This is a genomic window from Geodermatophilus sp. SYSU D00867 (genome assembly GCF_054050315.1).
This window is the reverse complement of the sequence record NZ_JBJGZC010000001.1, coordinates 159482-179000: the sequence shown is the minus strand read 5'-3', so window position 1 is coordinate 179000 and position 19519 is coordinate 159482. Positions and strand designations below refer to the sequence as shown.

Here is a 19519-nt window from a genome sequence, read left to right as displayed (position 1 = left end):
GGAGCACGTCCGCTCATCGGCAGGGTGCGGCCGCGACTGAAATCCGCCCGATCCCGATCCGGGAAGGGTCCTCAGCCGTCGAGGCGCGCCTCCCAGCCGGGGCCGTGCGGGACCAGCACCGCGGTGCGGACGTCGTCGTCGCGGCGGTCCAGCCGGACCTCGAGGTGCTCGTCGGCCAGCCGCTCGACCAGCCCGGCGCCCCACTCGACCACCGTCACCGACTCCTCGGTGGAGGCGTCGAGGTCGAGGTCGTCGACGTCGGCCACGCTGCCGAGCCGGTAGGCGTCCACGTGCACCAGCGGGAGCCGCCCGCCGCGGTGCACGCGGGCGATGACGAAGGTGGGCGAGGTGACCGGCTCGGTCACCCCGAGCGCGGCGCCGAGGCCCTGGGTGAGCGCGGTCTTGCCCGCCCCCAGCGGGCCGGTGAGGACGACGAGGTCGCCCGGCCGCACCACCGCGGCGAGCGCCGCGCCCAGCGCCCGGGTGTCCTCGGGGGTGGGCAGCTCGTGCTCGCGCCTCACGGGGCCAGGCTCCGCGCCACCGAGGTGAGGTCCTCGAGCAGCCCCGCCCGCGGCGCCCCGGCCGGGCCGAACCGGATCGCCGCCGACGGGTGGTAGGTCGCCCAGACCGCGCGGCCGCCGACGTCGTGCGGGCGGCCGCGGGCCTCGGCGAGCACGGTCCGCGGCCCGAGGAACCACTTGGCCGACGACAGCCCGAGCGCCACGACGACGGGCGGGTCGAGCAGCTCGAGCTGGCGGCGCAGCCAGCCGCTGCAGCGGGCCACCTCGGAGGTCTTCGGCGTCCGGTTCCCGGGCGGCCGGCACTTCACGATGTTCAGCACCGCGGCCTCGGCGCGGTCCAGCCCCGCCTCGGCGAGCAGCAGGTCCAGCAGCTGCCCCGACTTCCCGACGAAGGGCCGGCCGGTCTCGTCCTCGTTGGCGCCGGGCGCCTCCCCGACCAGCGCGAACCGGGCCCGGCCGCGCACCGGCGGGTCCCCGACGACGACGTGCTGCCGGGTGGCGGCCAGCTCGGGGCAGGCGACGCAGGGGGTGGCGGCCGCGGCGAGCTCCGGCCAGCCGGCGGCCGCGGCGGCGGTGCGCGCGACCTCCTCGGCCATCGCCCGGGTCTCGGCGTCGAACCGGGGCGGACGGGAGGCGGCCACGCGCCGACCCTACGGGGGCCGCTGCGGCCGGGCCTCCGGGCTTCCCTCCGCGGCCCGGGAGCCTCACCCTGTGCTCGGGACCCCGCGCCGGGAGGAGCCGCCATGACGCCGCAACCGGACGTGTACGACGTCGCCTGCCTCGCCGGCGGGACGCAGCGGGTGGTCGACACCGCGCTGGTCGCCCTGGTGGTCACCGGCCGGGTGCGCGCCGTCGCCCCGGGCGAGCTGCAGGTGGTCTCCCCGCGGCGCCGGCACCCGGTCGAGGCCGCGGTCCTCGACGCCGTCGGGGCGCGGGGCCGCCGCTCGGTGGAGACCGTGCGCTGGCGTGCGCTCGGCGACGACCGGGTGACCGAGGTCGTGCGGCGGCTGCGGCACGAGGGGCTGCTCGGCCGGCTGCTCGGCCCGACCGCCGCGGGCCGGCGGCTGCTGCGGGACGCGCGGGCCGGCGACGGCGACCCGGTGCGGCGGGTGGCGCTCGACGGCGTGCAGCGGCTTCCCGACCCGGCGCTGCGGGCGGCGGTGGTGGCGCCCCCGCGCCGCCCGGTCGTGCCCGGCGCCGGGACGCCGTGGGAGCTGACCTTCGCCGACGGCTGCGAGGCCGCCCACCGCACCCGCGAGGAGCTGATGGGCCGCCTGTACGACGCCCGCGGCTGAGGGCTCAGTCCCGCACGGGCACCCCGGCGGCGACGCGGCGCAGCAGGCCGGACAGCGCCCGGGTGACCTCCTCGGGCCGCTCCAGCGGGACCAGGTGCCCGGCGTCCGGCACGACGACGTACTCGACCATCGGGCCCTCGCCGCCCAGCAGCTCCACGAGGGTGTCGCTGTGCGCCTTCGGGATCATCTTGTCCGCGTCACCGGTGAGCACCAGCGTCGGCACGCTGCGCAGCGGCTGCAGCGCGCCGGTCTCGTCGAGGCCGGCCAGCGCCGGGTAGAACTCCGCGATCACGTCGACCGGCGTGCCGCCGATCATCGCGTCCACGTAGCGGCCCAGCCGCGGGTCGACGTCGGTGGAGGAGAACGACAGCGACCAGGTGGCCGCGGAGACGACGTCGGCGGCCAGCCGGCGGGTGCGCTCGGCGAACGCCGGCCGGCGGCGCATCGTCCAGGCCGCGACCGGCAGCACCGCGGCACGCAGGCGGGTGAGGAACTCGGGCAGGCCGAAGTCGAGGTCGGCCAGGTTGCCGCTCGACGTCGACACCAGGGCCGCGCCGACGACCTTGGTGCCGAACAGCTCCGGGTGCAGTTCGGCCAGGCCCATGACGGTCATGCCGCCCATGGAGTGGCCGACGAGCACGACCGGACCCTCGGGCACCCGGGTCTCGACGACGGCGGCGAGGTCGCGGGCCAGCTGCTCGATCGTCGAGTTCTCGGCCGGGCCCCGGGTGGAGCCCCCGTGGCCGCGCTGGTCGTAGAACACCAGCCGGGCCGCGGGGCGGTGCCCGTTGGCGGTGGCCAGCTGCGCGCCCAGCGACCGCCGCTGGAACGTCCACGACGCCATCGACAGCGTGTAGCCGTGCACGAAGACGACGGTCAGCGGCGCGTCGAGCGGGCCGACCTCCTCCACCGCCAGCAGCACGCCGTCGTCGGCCTGGACCAGCGCGGTGCGGTCGGCCCGGCGGGAGGCCGGGCCGAGCGGGTCGTCCTCCCGCAGCTCGGCGGCGGTGGCGCCCTCCGGCAGCGCCCCGGCGGGGCTCAGCCGCTCCGCGCGCACCCGCCGGGTGGCGATCCGGGCGACGGCCACGCCGACGGCGGTGGTCGCCGCCGCCAGGCCGACGACGGCCCCGGCGACCCCGGCAGCCGGGTGCCGCTCCAGCGCCCCGGCGACACCGGACCGCGCCGGGGCGGCCGCGCGCCGCACCGGTCCCCTGCTGCGTGCCATCAGACCGCCCCCGCGGACCCGACGTGCCGGCGGGTGAACCGTCCGCCGACCCGGGTGACCAGCTCGTAGTGGATGGTGTCGACCGCGTCGGCCCACTGCTGCGCGGTGGGCTCGCCCCGGTCGCCGGGACCCCAGAGGACCACCTCGTCACCCGGCGCCACGGCGGCGTCGCCGACGTCGAGCACGAACTGGTCCATGCACACCCGCCCGGCGATGGTGCGCTGGGCGCCGCCGGCGAGCACCGGCGCCCGGTTGCCCGCCGCCCGCGGCACCCCGTCGGCGTACCCGACCGGCACGAGCGCGAGCGTGGTCTCGGTCACCGGCGAGTAGGTGTGGCCGTAGGAGACCCCGACGCCCGCGGGCACCCGCTTGGTCAGCGCGACCCGCGCGCGCACGGTCATCGCGGGCCGCAGGCCGTGGACCGCCGGGTCGCCGCCGAGCGGGTCCAGGCCGTAGAGGGCGACGCCGGGTCGGACCATGTCGTACCAGGTGTCCGGCAGCGCCACGGTGGCCGCGGAGTTGGCCAGGTGCCGGCGCCCGTCCAGCCCGGCCCCGCGGGCGAGGTCCACGGCCTCGTCGAACACCCGCACCTGGGCGCCGATCGTCGGGTGGGTCGGCGCGTCGGCGTAGGCCATGTGGCTCCACAGCCCCACGACCTCGACCTCGCCGTCGGCCTGCGCGCGGGCGGCCGCGGCGACCAGGCCTGGCCAGTCGGCCGTCGTGGCGCCCTCGCGGGACAGGCCGGTGTCGGCGAACAGGTGCAGCCGCGCGGCCCGGCCGGTGGCGCGGGCGGCGGCGACCACCTCGGCCAGCCCCCACTCCGCGTTCACCGACAGCTCGACGTCGGCCTCCAGCGCCGGGGCGAAGTCGGTGCCGGGGGTGTGCAGCCAGGCCAGCAGCGGCGCGGTCACCCCCGCGGCACGCAGCGCCAGCGCCTCCTCGAGCACGGCGACGCCGAGCGCGTCGGCACCACCGGCCAGCACCGCCCGGGCCGCGGGCACCAGCCCGTGCCCGTATCCGTCGGCCTTGACCACCGCCATCAGCGGCCGGCCGACCCGCTCGCGCAGCACGGCGGTGTTCGCCGCGATCGCGTCGAGGTCGACGACCACCTCGGCCCGGGGTTCGCTCACACCCCCGAGTCTCGCAGGCCGGTGCCGCGCACCCGGCCCACCGTCTCGGAGAGCCGCCGCACCAGGTCGCCGGCGACCAGCGGCCCGGTCTCGGCGGCGACCTGACCGGCGCGGCCGTGCAGGTGAGCGGCCGCCGCCGCGGTCTCCGCGGCCGGGGTGCCGGTGGCCAGCAGGGCGCCGAGGATCCCCGAGAGCACGTCCCCGGTGCCGGCGGTGGCCATCTCCGGGGTGCCGGTGCCGTTGACGAACGCGGTCCCGCCCGGGTCCGCGACGACGGTGGCGCTGCCCTTGAGCAGCACGACCGCGCCGAGGTCCGCGGCCAGCCGGCGGGCGCTGCCGACCCGGTCGGCGCCGACCGCGACGCCGAAGCGCTCGAACTCGCGGTCGTGCGGGGTGAGCACGGTGGGCGCGGCCCGGCGGCGGACGAGGTCCGGCTCGCGGGCTGCCATCGTCAGCGCGTCGGCGTCGACCACCACCGGCAGGTCGGTGGCCAGCACCTCGGCGAGCACGCTGCGGGCGTCGTCGTCGGTGCCCGTGCCCGGGCCGACCACCCAGGCCTGCACGCGGCCGGCGTCGCCGGGGCGGCCCGCGGTGACGATCGCCTCGGGCCAGGCGGCGCGCACGCCCTCGGCAGCGGTGCCCGCGTAGCGGACCAGCCCCGGCCGGGTGCGCAGCGCCGCCCCGGTGCACAGCACCCCGGCGCCGGGGTAGGTGGCCGAGCCGGCCACGATCCCGACGACGCCGCGGGAGTACTTGTCGTCGACGTCGCCGGGCGGCTGCAGGTGCGCGGCGACGTCGTCGTCGGTGAGCTGGTGCGCCCGCGCCGGGGCCAGGTGCGGGCCCAGGCCGATGTCGACCAGGTGCACCGTGCCCGCGTACCCGCGGCCCTCGCCGACGACGAGCCCGGGCTTCACCGCGCCGAAGGTGACCGTGTGGACGGCGGCGAACGCGGCGCCCTCGACCGCGCCGGTGTCGGCGTCCACACCGCTCGGCACGTCGACGGCGACGGTGGTGCCCGGCCCGGTGGCGGCGCGGTCGGCCAGCCGGGCGGCGTCCGGCCGCAGCCCGCCGCGGCCGCCGATGCCGACGATCCCGTCGAGGACGAGGTCGGCGCGGTCCAGCCCGTCGGGCCCGTCCGGGCCGGTCACCCGCCCGCCGGCGCGGCGCAGCGCCGCCAGCCCGGCGGGGTGGGCGCGGTCCGGGGCGAGCAGCACGGCGGTCACCCGGGCGCCGCGGGCGGCCAGCCGCGCGCCGGCGAACAGCGCGTCGCCGCCGTTGTTGCCGCCGCCGGCGAGGACGGTGACCCGCGCGCCGGGCGCCCGGCCGAGCAGCCGCAGGCAGACGGTGGCCAGGCCGGTCGCCGCCCGCTGCATGAGCGCGCCCTCGCGGGTGCGGGCCAGCAGCACGTCCTCGGCGGCGCGGACCTCCGCGACGGTGGACAGCCCGATCACGGCGCCCCCTCCCGCCCGGCCCCGCCCTCGGCGACGACCACGGCCGACGCGATGCCGCCGTCGTGGCTGAGCGAGAGGTGCCAGCTGCTGATGCCGAGGTCCGCGGCCCGCTTCGCCACCGTGCCGCGCACCTCCAGGTGCGGGCGGCCGCGCTCACCGACCATGACCTCGACGTCGTGCCAGCGCAGCGAACCGGGCGCGCCGAGGGACTTGGCGACCGCCTCCTTGGCGGCGAACCGCGCGGCCAGCGACTCCGCGGTGCGGGGGCTGCCGGACGGCGTCGTCTGCTCGTCCGCGGTGAACAGCCGGTCCCGCAGCCCGGGGGTGCGCTCCAGCGACTCGGCGAAACGGGTCACGGGGACCACGTCGATCCCGACCCCGACGATCACCGGGCCAGTCTGCCGTGCGCCCGCCGGACGCGCCGTCCTGGCTCACCGCCACGCGTCCTGGCTCACCGCCGACGGCGAGCCAGGACGCAGCACGATCAGCTCACCTGATCGTGCACGAGCTCACTCGACGGTGACGCTCTTGGCCAGGTTGCGGGGCTGGTCGACGTCGAAGCCGCGGGTGTCGGCGATCTCGCAGGCGAGGATCTGCAGCGGCACCGTGGTCACCACCGGGGCGAGCAGGGTGGGCGTGCGCGGCACCCGGATGAGGTGGTCGGCGTAGGGGACGACGTCGTCGTCGCCCTCCTCGGCGATGACGATGGTGCGCGCCCCGCGGGCCCGGATCTCCTGGATGTTGGAGACGACCTTGCCGTGCAGCACGCTGCGCCCGGCCGGCGACGGCGCGATGACCACCACCGGCGTGCCCTCGTCGATGACCGCGATCGGGCCGTGCTTGAGCTCGCCGGCGGCGAAGCCCTCGGCGTGGATGTAGGCCAGCTCCTTGAGCTTGAGCGCGCCCTCCAGCGCCACCGGGAAGCCCACGTGGCGGCCGAGGAACAGGACCGTGTCCGCGTCGGCCAGCGACCGGCCCAGCTCCCGCACCGGCTCCATCTGGGTCAGCACCTGCTCGACCGCCTCGGGCAGCCGCTGCAGCTGCTGGACGATCGAGCCGACCTCGTCGGCGTACTTGATCCCGCGCACCTGGGCGAGGAACAGCCCGACCAGGTAGCAGGCGACGATCTGCGCCAGGAACGCCTTGGTCGAGGCGACGGCGATCTCCGGGCCGGCGTGGGTGTACAGCACGGCGTCGGACTCGCGCGGGATCGTCGAGCCGTTGACGTTGCAGATGGCCAGCACGCGGGCCTTCTGCTCCTTGGCGTGCCGCAGCGCCATGAGGGTGTCCATCGTCTCGCCGGACTGGCTGATGACGACGACCAGCGTGGAGCGGTCGAGCACCGGGTCGCGGTAGCGGAACTCGCTGGCCACCTCGACCTCGACCGGGATGCGGGTCCAGTGCTCGATGGCGTACTTGGCGATCAGCCCGGCGTGGTAGCTGGTGCCGCAGGAGACGACGAAGACCTTGTCGACGTCGCGCAGGTCCTGGTCGGACAGCCGCACCTCGTCGAGGAGCAGCTCGCCGTCGTCGCCGAGGCGCCCGCGGAGGGTGTCGGCGACCGCCTGCGGCTGCTCGGCGATCTCCTTGAGCATGAACCAGTCGTGGCCGCCCTTCTCGGCGGCCGCGGCGTCCCAGTCGACGGTGTAGGCGGCGGGCTCGGCGGGCGCGCCCTCGAAGTCGGTGACGGTCAGGCCGCGGGTGCGGTCGATCTCGACGACCTGGTCCTGGCCGAGCTCGCGGGCCTCGCGGGTGTGCGCGATGAACGCCGCGACGTCGGAGCCGAGGAAGTACTCGCCGTCGCCGACGCCGACCACCAGCGGGCTGTTGCGGCGGGAGGCGACCAGCGTGTCGGGCTCGTCGGCGTGCGCCGCGACGAGGGTGAACGCGCCCTCCAGCCGGCGGCTGACCAGGCGCATCGCCTCGGCGAACCGGCCCGGGCCCGCCGGCAGCTCCGCGTAGGCGGCGGCCAGCAGGTGCGCCACGACCTCGGTGTCGGTCTCCGAGCGCATCTCGGCGCCGGCGGCCTCGCACTCGGCGCGCAGGTGCGCGAAGTTCTCGATGATCCCGTTGTGGATGACCGCGACCCGGCCGTCGGCCGACAGGTGCGGGTGGGCGTTGCGGTCGGTCGGGCCGCCGTGCGTGGCCCAGCGGGTGTGCCCGATGCCCAGCGTCGACTCCGGCAGCGGGTCGTCGGCCAGGACCTTCTCCAGGTTGGCCAGCTTGCCCGCCTTCTTGGCCGACGCCAGCTCCCCGGAGCCGTCGCCGTCCACCCGGACGGCCACGCCCGCGGAGTCGTATCCGCGGTACTCGAGCCGGCGCAGGCCCTCCAGGACGACGTCCAGGGCGTTCTGGGGGCCGACGTAACCCACGATGCCGCACATGTGTATCGAGGCTACCGGGGAAGGGGGACCGATCCGTCCCCCTGCGGTGTGAGACGCGGAGCCCGTCCCACCCGCCCCACCGGGCCGGTCAGGACCAGGGCGTCACCGGGCGCGGGCGGGGCACGCCGTCGACGGCCACGTCGAAGCGCTCGTCGAAGAAGCACAGCAGCCCGCGCAGCCCGGCCGCGTCGGGCAGCGGGTCCCGGTAGCTCCACACCGCGTCCGGGACCAGCCCGTCGCCGGTCCGCACCGACCAGTACTCCGCCTGGCCCTTGTACGCGCACCAGGTGCGCGTCTCGCTGGGCACCAGGTCGGCGACGACGTCCTCGGCCGGCAGGTACCAGCGCACCGGCAGCAGGGTCTCGAACACCAGCCGCGGCCGGGAGGAGGCCGCCAGCAGCTCCCCGCCGGCCGACACCCGCACCGACCGCGACCCGGCCCGGACGTCGACCCGGTGGAACGGGTCGCGCGGGTGCCCGTGCAGCGGCTCGTCCTCCTCGTACCAGGCGTCGCAGCCGCCGAAGTCCAGGACGACGTAGCCGGCCAGCGCCGGGTCCGCCGGGCAGAACCCCTCGACGACGCGGTCGCTGCCCGGTACCCGCACCGCCACCGGCTCCCCCGGCGTGCTGCGCACGGAGAACGGGACCCGGGGGTCGAGCACGCGCAGCTCGGTCACGTCGGGGACGGCGAAGCCGGTGCCCGCCGGGACGTCCGGGGGCGGGGCCGGGGCGGGCGCGAGGGTCCCGCGCAGGTCCTCGCGCGGGACGGCGTACGCGGGCACCACCCGCCGCGGCTCCCACACGAGCAGCGCCCGGTCGGTGAGCGCGACGACGACGCCGTCGGCCTCGGCCCGCACCCGCTTGGCGGTGGGCTCGTACCGGAGCCGGCCGACGGCCCCGCCGACCAGGTCGCGCATCCGCACGGTCATCGCGTCCTCCCGCCGGGCCGGTGGGCGCCATGCTCGTCCCGGGGCGGCGCCCCCGGTCCAGCCCGGCGGTCAGTCGACGGCGGCGACGACCGCGGCCAGCCGGGAGGCGATCGCGTCGGCGAGCTCCTGGGTGGGCGCCTCGACCATCACGCGCACGAGCTGCTCGGTGCCGGAGGGCCGCAGCAGCACCCGGCCGTCGTCCCCGAGCTCGGCCTCGGCGGCGTTGACCGCGCCGCCCACGGCCTCGCTCTCCACGACCCGGATGCGGTCGCGGACCGGGACGTTGACCAGGGTCTGCGGGAGCCGGCGCACCACCGAGGCCAGCTCGGCGAGCGAGGCGCCGGTGGCGGCCATGCGGGACAGGAGCGACAGGCCGGTGAGCAGGCCGTCGCCGGTGGTGGCGTGGTCGAGGAAGACCAGGTGGCCGCTCTGCTCCCCGCCGAGGCTGAGCCCCTGCTCGCGCAGCGCCTCGAGGACGTAGCGGTCGCCGACGGCGGTGGTGTGCACCGCGATGCCGGCGTCGCGCATCGTGTGGTGGAAGCCGAGGTTGCTCATCACCGTGGCGACGACCGTGTCCCGGGCCAGCTCGCCGCGCTCCTTGAGCGCCAGCGCGCAGACGGCGAGGATCGCGTCGCCGTCGACCACCCGCCCGTCGGCGGTGACCGCGAGGCAGCGGTCGGCGTCGCCGTCGTGCGCGATGCCGAGGTCCGCGCCGGTCTCGCGGACGGCGTCGGTCAGCGGGCCCAGGTGGGTGGAGCCGATGCCGTCGTTGATGTTCCAGCCGTCGGGCTCGCCGCCGATGACGGTGACCTCGGCGCCGGCGCGGCGGTAGACGTCGGGGGCGACGGTGGCGGCCGAGCCGTGCGCGCAGTCGACGACCAGGCGCAGTCCGGACACCGACGCCGGGAGCGTCGACAGCAGGTGCTCGGCGTAGTCCTCGACGGCGCTGGGCAGGTCGCGGACCCGGCCGATGTCGGCACCGGTCGGGCGGTGGCCGTCGGTGCTCCGGCGGGAGGTGGCGAGGGTGCTCTCGATCGCCGCCTCGACCGCGTCGGGCAGCTTGTGGCCGCCGCGGCTGAACAGCTTGATGCCGTTGTCGGGCATCGGGTTGTGGCTCGCCGAGATCATGACGCCGAGGTCGGCGCCGGTCTCGGCGGTGAGGAACGCGACGGCCGGGGTGGGGAGCACGCCCACGCGCAGCACCTCGGCACCCGCGCTCGCGAGGCCCGCCACGACGGCGGCCTCGAGCATCTCCCCGCTGGCGCGGGGGTCACGCCCGACGACCGCGACGGGACGCGAGGTCCCGTCGCGGTCGGCGAGCACGTTGGCGGCGGCACGCGCCACCGACAGGGCCAACTCCGGCGTGAGGTCGGCGTTGGCCCGACCCCGGACGCCGTCGGTCCCGAAGAGGCGACCCACGGCGGTGCCGGTCAGCGCTTCGAGTACTGAGGAGCCTTGCGGGCCTTCTTGAGGCCGTACTTCTTGCGCTCCTTGACCCGCGCGTCGCGGGTGAGGAAGCCGGCCTTCTTGAGGGCCGGGCGGTCCTCGGCCTCGACCTCGATGAGGGCGCGGGCGATCGCCAGGCGCAGCGCGCCGGCCTGGCCGGTGACGCCGCCGCCCTTGAGGATGCCGACGACGTCGTACTGCTCGGCCTTCTCCAGGGTCACGAACGGCTCGCGGATGAGCTGCTGGTGCACCTTGTTCGGGAAGTACTGCTCGAGGCTGCGGCCGTTGAGGCGGAACTGGCCGGTGCCGGGCACGAGGCGCACCCGGACGACGGCCTCCTTGCGCCGGCCGACGGTCTGGACCGGGCGCCCCTCGGCGTCGGTCACGGTGAGGGGGGAGGTCACTGGGCCACCTGCTTGATCTCGAACGTCTGGGGCTGCTGGGCGGCGTGCGGGTGCTCGGGGCCCGCGTACACCTTCAGCTTCTTGATCATCTGCCGGCCGAGGCTGTTGTGCGGCAGCATGCCCTTCACCGCGCGCTCGACGACGCGGTCGGGGTGGGTGCGCAGCTGGTCGCCGACGTTGATCGCGCGCAGGCCGCCCGGGTAGCCGGAGTGCCGGTAGGCGGTCTTCTGGTCGCGCTTGGAGCCGGTGAGGGCGATCTTGTTCGCGTTCACGACGACGACGAAGTCACCGACGTCGACGTGCGGGGCGAACTGGGGCTTGTGCTTGCCGCGCAGCAGGGTCGCGACCTGGCTGGCGAGTCGACCGAGCACCACGTCGGTGGCGTCGATGACGTGCCAGGCGCGGGTGACCTCGCCGGGCTTGGGTGAGTACGTGCGCACGGCGCTCGTGTCCTCCGTCGTCGTCGGGGTGGCTGGTGGGATCGCCTCACCGAGGACGGGAGACGCCGACGGCGCGCGCGCACCAGCCGGCGGCCGCGCACCAGCCGACGACGATACCAGCCGGATGACGTGCTGGAACGGCCCCGTCAGGGACGGGGTCCTCCCTCAGCCGGTGCCGAGGTCGCGCTGGGCCGGCAGCACCGCCCCGGCCACCGCGGCGCCCAGCCGCCGTCCCCGTGTCCCCGTCACGGGCGGGAGCCGAGGGCGGCGTCTGCGCAGGTCGCACACCCGGGGACGCAGGCGCCCGCCCGGTCGGGGGTCAGCCGACCCGGCGCAGCAGCCCGGTCTCGACGTCGTAGACGGTGCCGCAGATCTCCTTGGACAGCAGGAACGGGCTCTCCCGCAGCAGCCGGATCGACTCGCGGACGTCCTCGTCGACGTCGGTGAACGCGCGCGCGGGCCACGGCGGCCGGACGCCGGTGGCCTGCTCGACCAGGTCGGCGAACGAGGCGTCGTCGGTCTTCTGCAGGCCGCAGTCGGTGTGGTGCACCAGCACGATCTCGCGCGTGCCGAGCACGTGCTGGGAGATGGTCAGCGAGCGGATGGTGTCCTCGGTGACCACGCCGCCCGCGTTGCGGATGACGTGCGCGTCGCCCACGGCCAGGCCGAGCAGCGGGAACAGCGGCATGCGCGAGTCCATGCAGGCGACGACGGCGACCCTGCGCGCCGGGGCCACCGGCAGCCCGCCCCGGAAGTCGCGGGCCCACTCCTCGTTGGCGGCCAGCATCCGCTCGTACTCGGCCACGTGGGCGCTCCTCTCGTGTGGTCAGGCAGTGGAAGCTCTCCGCACGCCTCGGGCGCGCGGACGTGGGGACAGCTTCCTATGCCTCCACCACCCGCTCGCGGGCGACCTGGCCGGCGAGCGCCGCCGGGGAGAGGTCCGGGCGGCCGCCGAGCCGTCGGACGGTGAGCGTGGCCGCCGCCGAGGCGGTCCGCGCGGCCTCGGCCGGGCCGGCACCGCCCAGCAGCGCGGCGACCAGCCCGGCGACGTGGGCGTCCCCGCCGCCGGTCGGGTCGACGGGGTCGCTGTCCGACAGCGGCACGCGGACCACCCCGTCGGCCGGCCGGTCCGCGCCGCCCGTGGCCCGCGACCCACCGGCGCGCCAGGCGACCACCTCGCCGTCGGCGCCCGCGGACAGGACCACCAGCCGCGGTCCGGCCGCCCGGAGCTCGAGCGCGGCCTCCCGGACGTCGTCGACGCCGTCGAGGTCCCGGCCGACCAGCAGCGCGGCCTCCGCGGCGTCGGCGCGCAGCACGGCGGCGCGGGCCAGCAGCGCGTCGCGGGTGGCGTCGTCGGCGGGGGCGCCGTCGGCGACGACGAGCGCGTCCGGGCGGACCAGGTCCAGCGCCGCGCGCACCGCCTCCCCCGGCTGCTGCATCTGCAGGGACAGCGCCTGGCACCCGGCCACGAGGTCGGCGGCCGCGGCGACGTCGCCGGCGGTGAGCAGCACGCCGTCCGGGACGTCCTCGAGCAGCCGGCGCGCGCCGCCGCGCCCCACCACGTCGACCAGCAGCGCAGAGGGGACGCCCGGCCGCCGGCGCACGCCGGACACGTCCACGCCGTCGGCGCGGGCCTGGGCGAGCAGCGGGTCGCCGTCGTCCCCCACCACGCCGACCAGCGCCACCGGGACGCCCATCTGGGCCAGTGCCACCGCCTGGTTGGCGCCCTTGCCGCCGAGCACCTCGATCCGGCGGAGCACCTCCGCCGAGCCGCCCGCGGACGGCAGCCGCCCGACCTGCAGCACCAGGTCCCGCCCGGCCTGCCCGAGCACGACGACGTCGGTCGTGCCGCCCACGCTGCCCGCGGCCCCGGGCACCCGCCAGCCGGGCCGGGGCCCATCCGCCAGGATGACCGCGTGCGCACGGTCGAGGAACACCAGGCGGCGGTCGCCGCCCTGCTCGCCCCGCTCGGGGAGGAGGAGGTGCCGCTGGCCGCGGCGCACGGCCGGGTCCTCGCCCGCGACGTCGTCGCGGAGGTGCCGCTGCCCGGCTTCGACAACTCGGCGATGGACGGCTACGCCGCCCGCTCCGCCGAGCTCGGCGCGCTCCCCGCCCGGCTGCCGGTGGCCGACGACGTCCCGGCCGGCCGCACCGACGTCGTCCCCCTGGCGCCGGGCACCGTGCAGCGGATCATGACCGGCGCGCTGCTGCCCCCGGGCGCCGACGTCGTCGTCCCCGTGGAGCTCACCGACGCGGCCACCGACGTCGTCGAGATCCGCGACGCCCCCGCCGCCGGGACCCACCTGCGCCGCGCCGGGGAGGACATCACCGCCGGCACCGTCGCGCTGGAGGCCGGCAGCCCGCTCGGCGCCGCGCAGCTCGGCCTGGCCGCCGCGGTCGGCGCCCGGACGCTGTGGGTGCGCCGCCGCCCGCGGGTGCTGGTGCTGTCCACCGGCAGCGAGCTCGTCGAGCCGGGCGAGCCGCTGCTGCCCGGTCAGGTCTACGAGTCCAACTCGCTGCTGCTGTGCGCGGCCGCCGAGGACGCCGGGGGCACCGCGCGGCGGCTGCACTTCGTGCCCGACGACGTCGGCCAGTTCCTCGCCACCGTCCGCGCCGAGCTGGCCGAGGCCGACCTGCTGGTCACCAGCGGCGGGGTCAGCGCGGGCGCCTACGAGGTGGTCAAGGACGCGTTCCGCACCCTCGGCACGGTCGAGTTCGTCAAGGTCGCGATGCAGCCGGGCGGCCCGCAGGGCTGCGGCACGGTCGACGGCGTCCCCGTGGTCACGCTGCCCGGCAACCCGGTGAGCTCGTTCGTGTCCTTCGAGGTGTTCGTCCGCCCGGCGCTGCGCCGGGCGCTCGGGCACTCCGCGCCCGGCCGGCTGCGCGCGCCCGCGGTGCTCACCGCGCCGCTGCGCTCCCCCGCCGGGCGGCGGCAGTTCCTCCGCGGCCGCTACGACGCCGGCTGCGTCTCCCAGGTCGGCGGACCTGGCTCGCACCTGGTCGCCCACCTGGCCCGGGCCAACTGCCTGGTCGTCGTGCCCGAGGACGTCACCGAGCTGCCCGCGGGCGCCGAGGTCGACGTCGTCCTGATCGAGGGAGCCCTGCAGTGAGCGAGCTGACGCACGTCGACGAGAAGGGCGCCGCCCGGATGGTCGACGTCTCCGCCAAGCCGGTGACCGCCCGCGAGGCCACCGCCGCCGGCCGGGTGCTGGTCAGCCCCGAGGTGGTGGCGCTGCTGCGCGGGGAGGGCGTGCCCAAGGGCGACGCCGTCGCTGTCGCGCGGATCGCCGGCATCGCCGGGGCCAAGCGGACGCCGGACCTCGTGCCGCTGTGCCACCCGATCGCGCTGCACGGCGTGACGGTCGACGTCGAGGTCACTGACGACGCCGTGGAGATCACCGCCACCGCCCGCACCGCCGACCGCACCGGCGTGGAGATGGAGGCGCTGACCTCGGTCGCCGTGGCGGGGCTGACGGTGATCGACATGGTCAAGGCCGTGGACCCGCGGGCCTCGATCACCGACGTGCGGCTGCTCGCGAAGTCCGGCGGCAAGAGCGGGGAGTGGCGGCGGTGAGCGAGCTCCCCGCGGACGCGCGGGCCGTCGTCGTCACCGCGTCCAACCGCGCCTCGGCCGGGGTCTACGAGGACCGCAGCGGGCAGGCGCTGGCCGAGGGGCTGCGGGCGCTCGGGTTCGTCGTCGAGGGGCCGCACGTGCGCCCCGACGATGTCGGCGCGCTGGCCGCCGTCCTCCGCGAGGCGGTGGCCTCCGGTGCCGACGTCGTCCTCACCACCGGCGGCACCGGGCTCTCCCCCACCGACGTCACGCCCGAGGCCACCCGCGCGGTGGTCGAGCGGGAGGCGCCCGGGCTGGCCGAGGCGGTGCGCCGCCACGGGGAGGGGAAGGTGCCGACCTCGGTGCTGTCCCGGGGCATCGCCGGCACCGCGGGGCGGACGCTGGTCGTGAACCTGCCCGGCTCCCCCGGCGGCGTGGGCGACGGGCTCGCCGTCCTCGGCCCGCTGCTCCCCCACGTGGTCAGCCAGCTCCGCGGCGGCGACCACCCCCGGGGTGGCTGATCGACCTCGACGTCGTCCCCTGACCGGCCGCGTCGACGAGCGTGTGCGTACGCGCGGTGTCCCTCGGCCCGAGAACCGGCGTGGGCGCACACGCTCGCCGTCAGTCGGGCAGGACGATGCGCTCCTGGCGGGTGTAGACGTTGCAGCCGTCGCCGCGGAGGAAGCCGACCAGCGTGATGCCGACGTCGGCGGCCAGCTCCACCGCCAGCGACGACGGCGCCGACACCGCGGCGAGCACCGGGATGCCGGCCATCGCCGCCTTCTGCGTCAGCTCGAAGCTGGCCCGGCCGCTGACCATGAGCACGTGCCCGGCCAGCGGCATCCGGCCGGCGCGCAGCGCGTCGCCGACCACCTTGTCCACCGCGTTGTGCCGGCCGACGTCCTCGCGCAGCGCCACCAGGTCGCCGTCGGCGGTGAACAGCCCCGCCGCGTGCAGGCCGCCGGTCTTGGTGAACACCTCCTGCGCCGCGCGCAGCCGGTCGGGCAGCGCCAGCAGCGTGGCCAGCTCCAGCCGGGTGCCGTCACCGACGACGTCGTACCGCGTGCGGGTGCGGATCGCGTCGATGCTCGCCTTGCCGCAGACGCCGCACGAGCTGGAGGTGAGGAAGTTGCGGTCCAGCGCGGTGTCCGGCGGCTCCACGCCCGGCGCCAGGTCGACGTCGACGACGTTGTAGGTGTTGCGGCCCTCGGCGTCCACCGAGTCGCAGTAGCGCAGCCCGGCGACGTCCTCGACGCCGCCGATGACGCCCTCGGTGGCCAGGAAGCCGTGCACCAGGTCGAAGTCCGCGCCCGGCGTGCGCATGGTAACCGCCAGGGGCGACCCGGCCAGCCGGATCTCCAGGGGTTCCTCGGCGGCCACCGTGTCGGGCCGGGTGGTGCGCACGGGGCCCCGGATGCGCAGCACGGGGGTGCGGCTGGTGACTCGTCCCACGAACGGCGACGGTACCCATGCGCGGCCCCTACGGTCGGACCGTGACCGCGCCGGACCCGCTCCAGCCCTACGCGGCGGTGGTCCTGGCCGGCGGCCGCGCGGCCCGGCTGGGCGGCCAGGCCAAGCCGCAGCTGGAGGTGGGCGGCCGCACGATGCTCGCCGCCGTCCTCGCCGCGGTCCCCGACGCCGCGTCGCGGGTCGTCGTCGGGCCGCCGCAGCCGGTCCCCGACGGCGTCCGCGTCGTCCGCGAGCGGCCGCCCGGCGGCGGGCCGGTGGCCGCGATGCGCGCGGGGCTCGCCGTCGTCGACACCGCGGTGGTCGCCGTCCTCGCCGGCGACCTGCCGTTCGTGACCCCCGGGCTGCTCCGCGACCTGCGGGCGCGGCTGACCGCCGACGGCGTCCTGGTCGTCGACGACGCCGGCCGCGACCAGTACCTGCTCGGCGTCTGGCGGACCGCGGCCCTCCGGGCGGCCGTGGCCGGCGCGGACGGCCCGGTGCCGGTCCGCCGGGTGGTCGGCCGGCTGACGGTCACCCGCTGGTCCCCCGCCCGGGAGCCGGGCACCCCGCCGCCGTGGACCGACTGCGACACCCCCGCCGACCTCGCCCGGGCCCGCAGGGACGCCGGCGGGTGACCGCCCCGGGCGCCGGGTACGGCCCGCGCATGCGCGTCGTCATCGCCGGTGCCCACGGTCAGGTCGCCCGCCGCCTCGGCCGGCTGCTCACCGGGCGCGGGGACACCGTCGTCGGCATCGTCCGCAACCCCGACCACACCGCCGACCTCGAGGCCGACGGCGTCACGCCCGCGGTGCTGGACCTCGAGTCCGCCTCGGTCGACGACGTCGCGGAGGTCGTCCGCGGCGCCGACGCCGTCGTGTTCGCCGCGGGCGCCGGCCCGGGCAGCGGCGCGGAGCGCAAGCACACCGTCGACCACGGCGCCGCGGTCCTGCTGGCCGACGCCGCCGAGCGCGCCGGCGTCCGCCCCTACCTGCTGGTGTCCTCGATGGGCGTCGAGCAGGCCCGGCAGGGGACGCCGAAGGGCATGGACCCGGTGTTCGCCGTCTACCTGCAGGCGAAGCTGCGCGCCGAGGACGTCATCCTGCCGCGCCCCGCGCTGGACACCGTGATCGTGCGGCCCGGGCGGCTGACCGACGAGCCCGGCACCGGCCGGGTCACCCTCGCCCACGGCGTCGAGTACGGCGAGGTCCCCCGCGACGACGTCGCCGCGGTCCTGCTGGCCTTCCTCGACTCCGGCAAGACGAACGAGGTGGTGGAGCTGGTGTCCGGCGACACCCCCGTCGCCGACGCCGTGGCCGCCCTCCCCTAGTCGCGCCGGGCGCGGGTGACCAGTGCGCGGGCGGCGAGGTCGGCGTCGGCCGGGTAGTCGACCCGTACCAGCGTGAGCCCCCCGGGCGGGGCGACGACGACCTCGCCCGCCCGCTCCCGGCGGTCGAGCAGGCCGGCCGGCCACTCCGGCGCCCGGCGCCCCTCCCCGACGGCGACCAGCGCGCCGACGAGGCTGCGCACCATCGAGTGGCAGAAGGCGTCCGCGGAGGCCCTGACGGTCACCAGGTCGCCGTCGCGGGCCGCGGCCAGCTCCAGCAGCGTGCGGACGGTCGTGGCGCCCTCGCGGCGGCGGCAGAAGGCGGCGAAGTCGTGCTCGCCGGTCACGAGGCGGGCGGCGGCGTCCATGGCGGCGGCGTCGAGCCGGCGGGGCCAGCCGACGGTGTCCGCCCGGCGCAGCGGCGGGGGCCCGGCGTCGCTGTCGGTGAGCCGGTAGACGTAGTGCCGCGCGAGGGCGCCGAAGCGGGCGTCGAACCCGGGCGGCGCCTCCGTCACGGCGGGCACCGCGACGTCCGGCGGCAGCAGGCCGCGCAGCCGGCGGACCAGGCGCTCGCGCTGCTCCTCCCAGGCGGCGCGCGGGACGTCGGCGTGCGCGACCTGTCCGGTGGCGTGCACGCCGGCGTCGGTGCGGCCGGCGACGGTCAGCTCGGTCGGCGCGCGCAGCACGGTGGCCAGCGCGGTCTCCAGCTCGCCCTGCACGGTGCGCCGACCGGGCTGGCGCGCCCAGCCGGAGAAGTCCGTCCCGTCGTAGGCGACGGACAGCCGGAGACGGACGAGCCCGCTCCCGGGATCGGGAGCGGGCTCGTCGCGGTGGTGCGCGGTGTTCAGCAGCGGGTCACTTCGGGTCGGGCGCGGACTCGCCGCCGGGGGCGTGGGTGCCCGCGGTCGCGGCGTCCCCGATCTCCGCGGCCTCGATCTCCGCGGCCGCCGCGGCGGCCACGTCCGGGGACAGCACCGGGTCCTCGACCACGGCCAGGTTCTCGGCCCTGGGCTCGGGGGTGACGTCGCCGTCGTCCTGGCGCTCGCCGTCCGGGTTGTAGAGGTCGGTCACGACCTCCTGCGCCTCGGCGTCGACCTCACCGGAGGTCACGGCCGGCGAGGTGTCGCCACCGGGACCGGTGGTCTCGCCCTCGAACGTCGCGCCCTGGTCGCCGCCGCCGGCGGAGACCCCGGCCGCGCCGGCGTCGCCGCCCTGGCCCGGCTGCTCGCTCACTTGGCGCCGTCCGCGTCCCCGGCCGGGGCCTCGGCGTCCGCGGCGACGGCGGTGTCGTCGGCGTCGCTCGCCTCGGCGTCGGTGACCTCGGCCTCGGCCTCGGTCGCGTCGGCGTCCGCGGCCTCGGTGGTGTCCTCGTCGGCCGCGGCGGTCTCGACGGCGTCCGCTGTGACCTCACCGGAGGCGGCGGCCGCGCCGGCGCCGGCGGCGAAGCGGGTGCCGCGGGCGCGCTCGGCCTCACCGACGGCCTGCTGGGCCACGGTCAGCGCCTCGACGAGCTCGATGACGGCCATGGGGGCGTTGTCGCCCTTGCGCGGGCCGACCTTGGTGATGCGGGTGTAGCCGCCGGGCCGGTTCTCGAAGCGCGGGCCGATCTCGGCGAACAGGTGGTGGACGACGTCCTTGTCCCGGATGACCGTCATCACCTGGCGGCGCGCGTGCAGGTCACCGCGCTTGGCGAAGGTGACCAGCTTCTCGGCGAACGGGCGCAGCCGCTTCGCCTTCGCCTCGGTGGTGGTGATCCGCCCGTGCTCGAACAGCGACGTGGCCAGGTTGGCCAGCATCAGCCGCTCGTGCGAGGGGGACCCGCCGAGACGGGGGCCCTTGGTGGGGGTGGGCATGTCGGTCCTTCCTCACGCGGCCGGGCGGGCGTCTGCCGGCTGCATCCGGGTGGTGCTGTCGCTTTCGTCAGTGTGGCGGGCCTGCGCACGGCGGGCCCACGCGGTCCGGCCGGGCG

23 protein-coding genes are annotated in these 19519 nt (G+C 77.2%); 6 read left to right on the top strand and 17 right to left on the bottom strand.

Annotated elements, in window-relative coordinates; translation table 11 throughout:
* Nucleotides 1–71: 71 nt before the first annotated feature.
* Nucleotides 72–521: a tRNA (adenosine(37)-N6)-threonylcarbamoyltransferase complex ATPase subunit type 1 TsaE gene (gene tsaE, locus ACI8AK_RS00980; RefSeq protein WP_456901383.1), complete on the bottom strand. Its 450-nt coding sequence runs from the start codon at nt 519–521 to the stop codon at nt 72–74.
* Complete coding sequence (locus ACI8AK_RS00975) at nt 518–1117, bottom strand: uracil-DNA glycosylase (protein WP_387987673.1); 600 nt, start codon at nt 1115–1117, stop codon at nt 518–520. Before ACI8AK_RS00975 ends, tsaE begins: the two co-directional genes overlap by 4 nt.
* Between ACI8AK_RS00975 and ACI8AK_RS00970 the strand changes: the two genes are divergently transcribed.
* Nucleotides 1007–1816: a TIGR04222 domain-containing membrane protein gene (locus ACI8AK_RS00970; protein WP_387987675.1), complete on the top strand. Its 810-nt coding sequence runs from the start codon at nt 1007–1009 to the stop codon at nt 1814–1816. The two genes, ACI8AK_RS00975 and ACI8AK_RS00970, sit on opposite strands and share 111 nt — an antisense overlap.
* Before the next feature lie 4 nt (nt 1817–1820).
* On the opposite strand, the gene ACI8AK_RS00965 is transcribed toward ACI8AK_RS00970, so the two are convergent.
* From ACI8AK_RS00965 to ACI8AK_RS00915, 11 genes are all read right to left on the bottom strand, one after another.
* Complete coding sequence (locus ACI8AK_RS00965) at nt 1821–3041, bottom strand: alpha/beta fold hydrolase (protein WP_456901384.1); 1221 nt, start codon at nt 3039–3041, stop codon at nt 1821–1823.
* Complete coding sequence (gene alr, locus ACI8AK_RS00960) at nt 3041–4171, bottom strand: alanine racemase (protein ID WP_456901385.1); 1131 nt, start codon at nt 4169–4171, stop codon at nt 3041–3043. The genes ACI8AK_RS00965 and alr overlap by 1 nt, the downstream gene beginning before the upstream one ends.
* Nucleotides 4168–5622 carry an NAD(P)H-hydrate dehydratase gene (locus ACI8AK_RS00955; RefSeq protein ID WP_456901386.1) on the bottom strand — a complete coding sequence of 485 codons (1455 nt, stop codon included), beginning with the start codon at nt 5620–5622 and terminating at the stop codon, nt 4168–4170. The genes alr and ACI8AK_RS00955 overlap by 4 nt, the downstream gene beginning before the upstream one ends.
* On the bottom strand, nt 5619–6011 hold the full coding sequence (locus ACI8AK_RS00950) for a holo-ACP synthase (protein WP_456954865.1): 393 nt from the start codon (nt 6009–6011) through the stop codon (nt 5619–5621). Before ACI8AK_RS00950 ends, ACI8AK_RS00955 begins: the two co-directional genes overlap by 4 nt.
* Before the next feature lie 120 nt (nt 6012–6131).
* Nucleotides 6132–8006, bottom strand: coding sequence for a glutamine--fructose-6-phosphate transaminase (isomerizing) (gene glmS, locus ACI8AK_RS00945; RefSeq protein ID WP_387987685.1), 1875 nt, complete (start codon nt 8004–8006; stop codon nt 6132–6134).
* Nucleotides 8007–8094: 88 nt separating this feature from the next.
* The gene (locus ACI8AK_RS00940; RefSeq protein ID WP_387987687.1) at nt 8095–8934 is read right to left on the bottom strand and encodes a DUF427 domain-containing protein; all 840 of its coding nucleotides are present in this window, start codon (nt 8932–8934) and stop codon (nt 8095–8097) included.
* A 69-nt stretch (nt 8935–9003) separates the two neighbouring features.
* On the bottom strand, nt 9004–10353 hold the full coding sequence (glmM, locus tag ACI8AK_RS00935) for a phosphoglucosamine mutase (RefSeq protein WP_387987689.1): 1350 nt from the start codon (nt 10351–10353) through the stop codon (nt 9004–9006).
* Nucleotides 10354–10364: 11 nt separating this feature from the next.
* The gene (gene rpsI / locus ACI8AK_RS00930) at nt 10365–10784 is read right to left on the bottom strand and encodes a 30S ribosomal protein S9 (RefSeq protein ID WP_387987691.1); all 420 of its coding nucleotides are present in this window, start codon (nt 10782–10784) and stop codon (nt 10365–10367) included.
* Nucleotides 10781–11224, bottom strand: a complete 444-nt coding sequence (rplM, locus tag ACI8AK_RS00925) for a 50S ribosomal protein L13 (RefSeq protein WP_387987693.1) — start codon at nt 11222–11224, stop codon at nt 10781–10783. The genes rpsI and rplM overlap by 4 nt, the downstream gene beginning before the upstream one ends.
* Nucleotides 11225–11543: 319 nt before the next feature.
* Entirely contained in the window at nt 11544–12029 is a 486-nt protein-coding gene (locus ACI8AK_RS00920) for a beta-class carbonic anhydrase (protein WP_387987695.1), read from the bottom strand.
* A gap of 76 nt (nt 12030–12105) precedes the next feature.
* Entirely contained in the window at nt 12106–13161 is a 1056-nt protein-coding gene (locus ACI8AK_RS00915) for a PfkB family carbohydrate kinase (RefSeq protein WP_456954864.1), read from the bottom strand.
* Here ACI8AK_RS00915 and moeA point away from each other — a divergent pair.
* Genes moeA through ACI8AK_RS00900 form a run of 3 tightly spaced genes read left to right on the top strand, consistent with a single transcriptional unit; the run spans nt 13141 to nt 15298 of the window.
* The gene (gene moeA / locus ACI8AK_RS00910; RefSeq protein WP_456954863.1) at nt 13141–14334 is read left to right on the top strand and encodes a molybdopterin molybdotransferase MoeA; all 1194 of its coding nucleotides are present in this window, start codon (nt 13141–13143) and stop codon (nt 14332–14334) included. The genes ACI8AK_RS00915 and moeA overlap by 21 nt on opposite strands.
* Nucleotides 14331–14798, top strand: a complete 468-nt coding sequence (gene moaC / locus ACI8AK_RS00905) for a cyclic pyranopterin monophosphate synthase MoaC (protein WP_387987701.1) — start codon at nt 14331–14333, stop codon at nt 14796–14798. Before moeA ends, moaC begins: the two co-directional genes overlap by 4 nt.
* A complete protein-coding gene (locus tag ACI8AK_RS00900) occupies nt 14795–15298 on the top strand; it encodes a MogA/MoaB family molybdenum cofactor biosynthesis protein (protein WP_456954862.1) in 504 nt (167 codons plus the stop codon). The genes moaC and ACI8AK_RS00900 overlap by 4 nt, the downstream gene beginning before the upstream one ends.
* 100 nt (nt 15299–15398) lie before the next feature.
* Here the strand turns inward: ACI8AK_RS00900 and fdhD are convergent, their stop codons facing one another.
* A complete protein-coding gene (fdhD, locus tag ACI8AK_RS00895; RefSeq protein WP_456954861.1) occupies nt 15399–16229 on the bottom strand; it encodes a formate dehydrogenase accessory sulfurtransferase FdhD in 831 nt (276 codons plus the stop codon).
* A 41-nt stretch (nt 16230–16270) separates the two neighbouring features.
* On the opposite strand from fdhD, the gene mobA reads away from it, so the two are divergent.
* Together mobA and ACI8AK_RS00885 are read left to right on the top strand one after the other, a co-directional pair.
* Nucleotides 16271–16861, top strand: a complete 591-nt coding sequence (mobA, locus tag ACI8AK_RS00890) for a molybdenum cofactor guanylyltransferase (protein ID WP_387987707.1) — start codon at nt 16271–16273, stop codon at nt 16859–16861.
* Entirely contained in the window at nt 16858–17553 is a 696-nt protein-coding gene (locus tag ACI8AK_RS00885) for an NAD(P)H-binding protein (protein ID WP_456954860.1), read from the top strand. Before mobA ends, ACI8AK_RS00885 begins: the two co-directional genes overlap by 4 nt.
* On the opposite strand, the gene truA is transcribed toward ACI8AK_RS00885, so the two are convergent.
* The 3 genes from truA to rplQ all read right to left on the bottom strand — a co-directional run bounded on the left by truA (nt 17550) and on the right by rplQ (nt 19403).
* A complete protein-coding gene (gene truA, locus ACI8AK_RS00880) occupies nt 17550–18332 on the bottom strand; it encodes a tRNA pseudouridine(38-40) synthase TruA (protein WP_456954951.1) in 783 nt (260 codons plus the stop codon). The genes ACI8AK_RS00885 and truA overlap by 4 nt on opposite strands.
* 73 nt (nt 18333–18405) lie before the next feature.
* Nucleotides 18406–18783 (bottom strand): hypothetical protein, encoded by a 378-nt coding sequence (locus tag ACI8AK_RS00875; protein WP_387987711.1) that lies wholly within the window; start codon nt 18781–18783, stop codon nt 18406–18408.
* Nucleotides 18780–19403, bottom strand: coding sequence for a bL17 family ribosomal protein (gene rplQ / locus ACI8AK_RS00870; RefSeq protein ID WP_456954859.1), 624 nt, complete (start codon nt 19401–19403; stop codon nt 18780–18782). Before rplQ ends, ACI8AK_RS00875 begins: the two co-directional genes overlap by 4 nt.
* Nucleotides 19404–19519 lie beyond the last annotated feature (116 nt).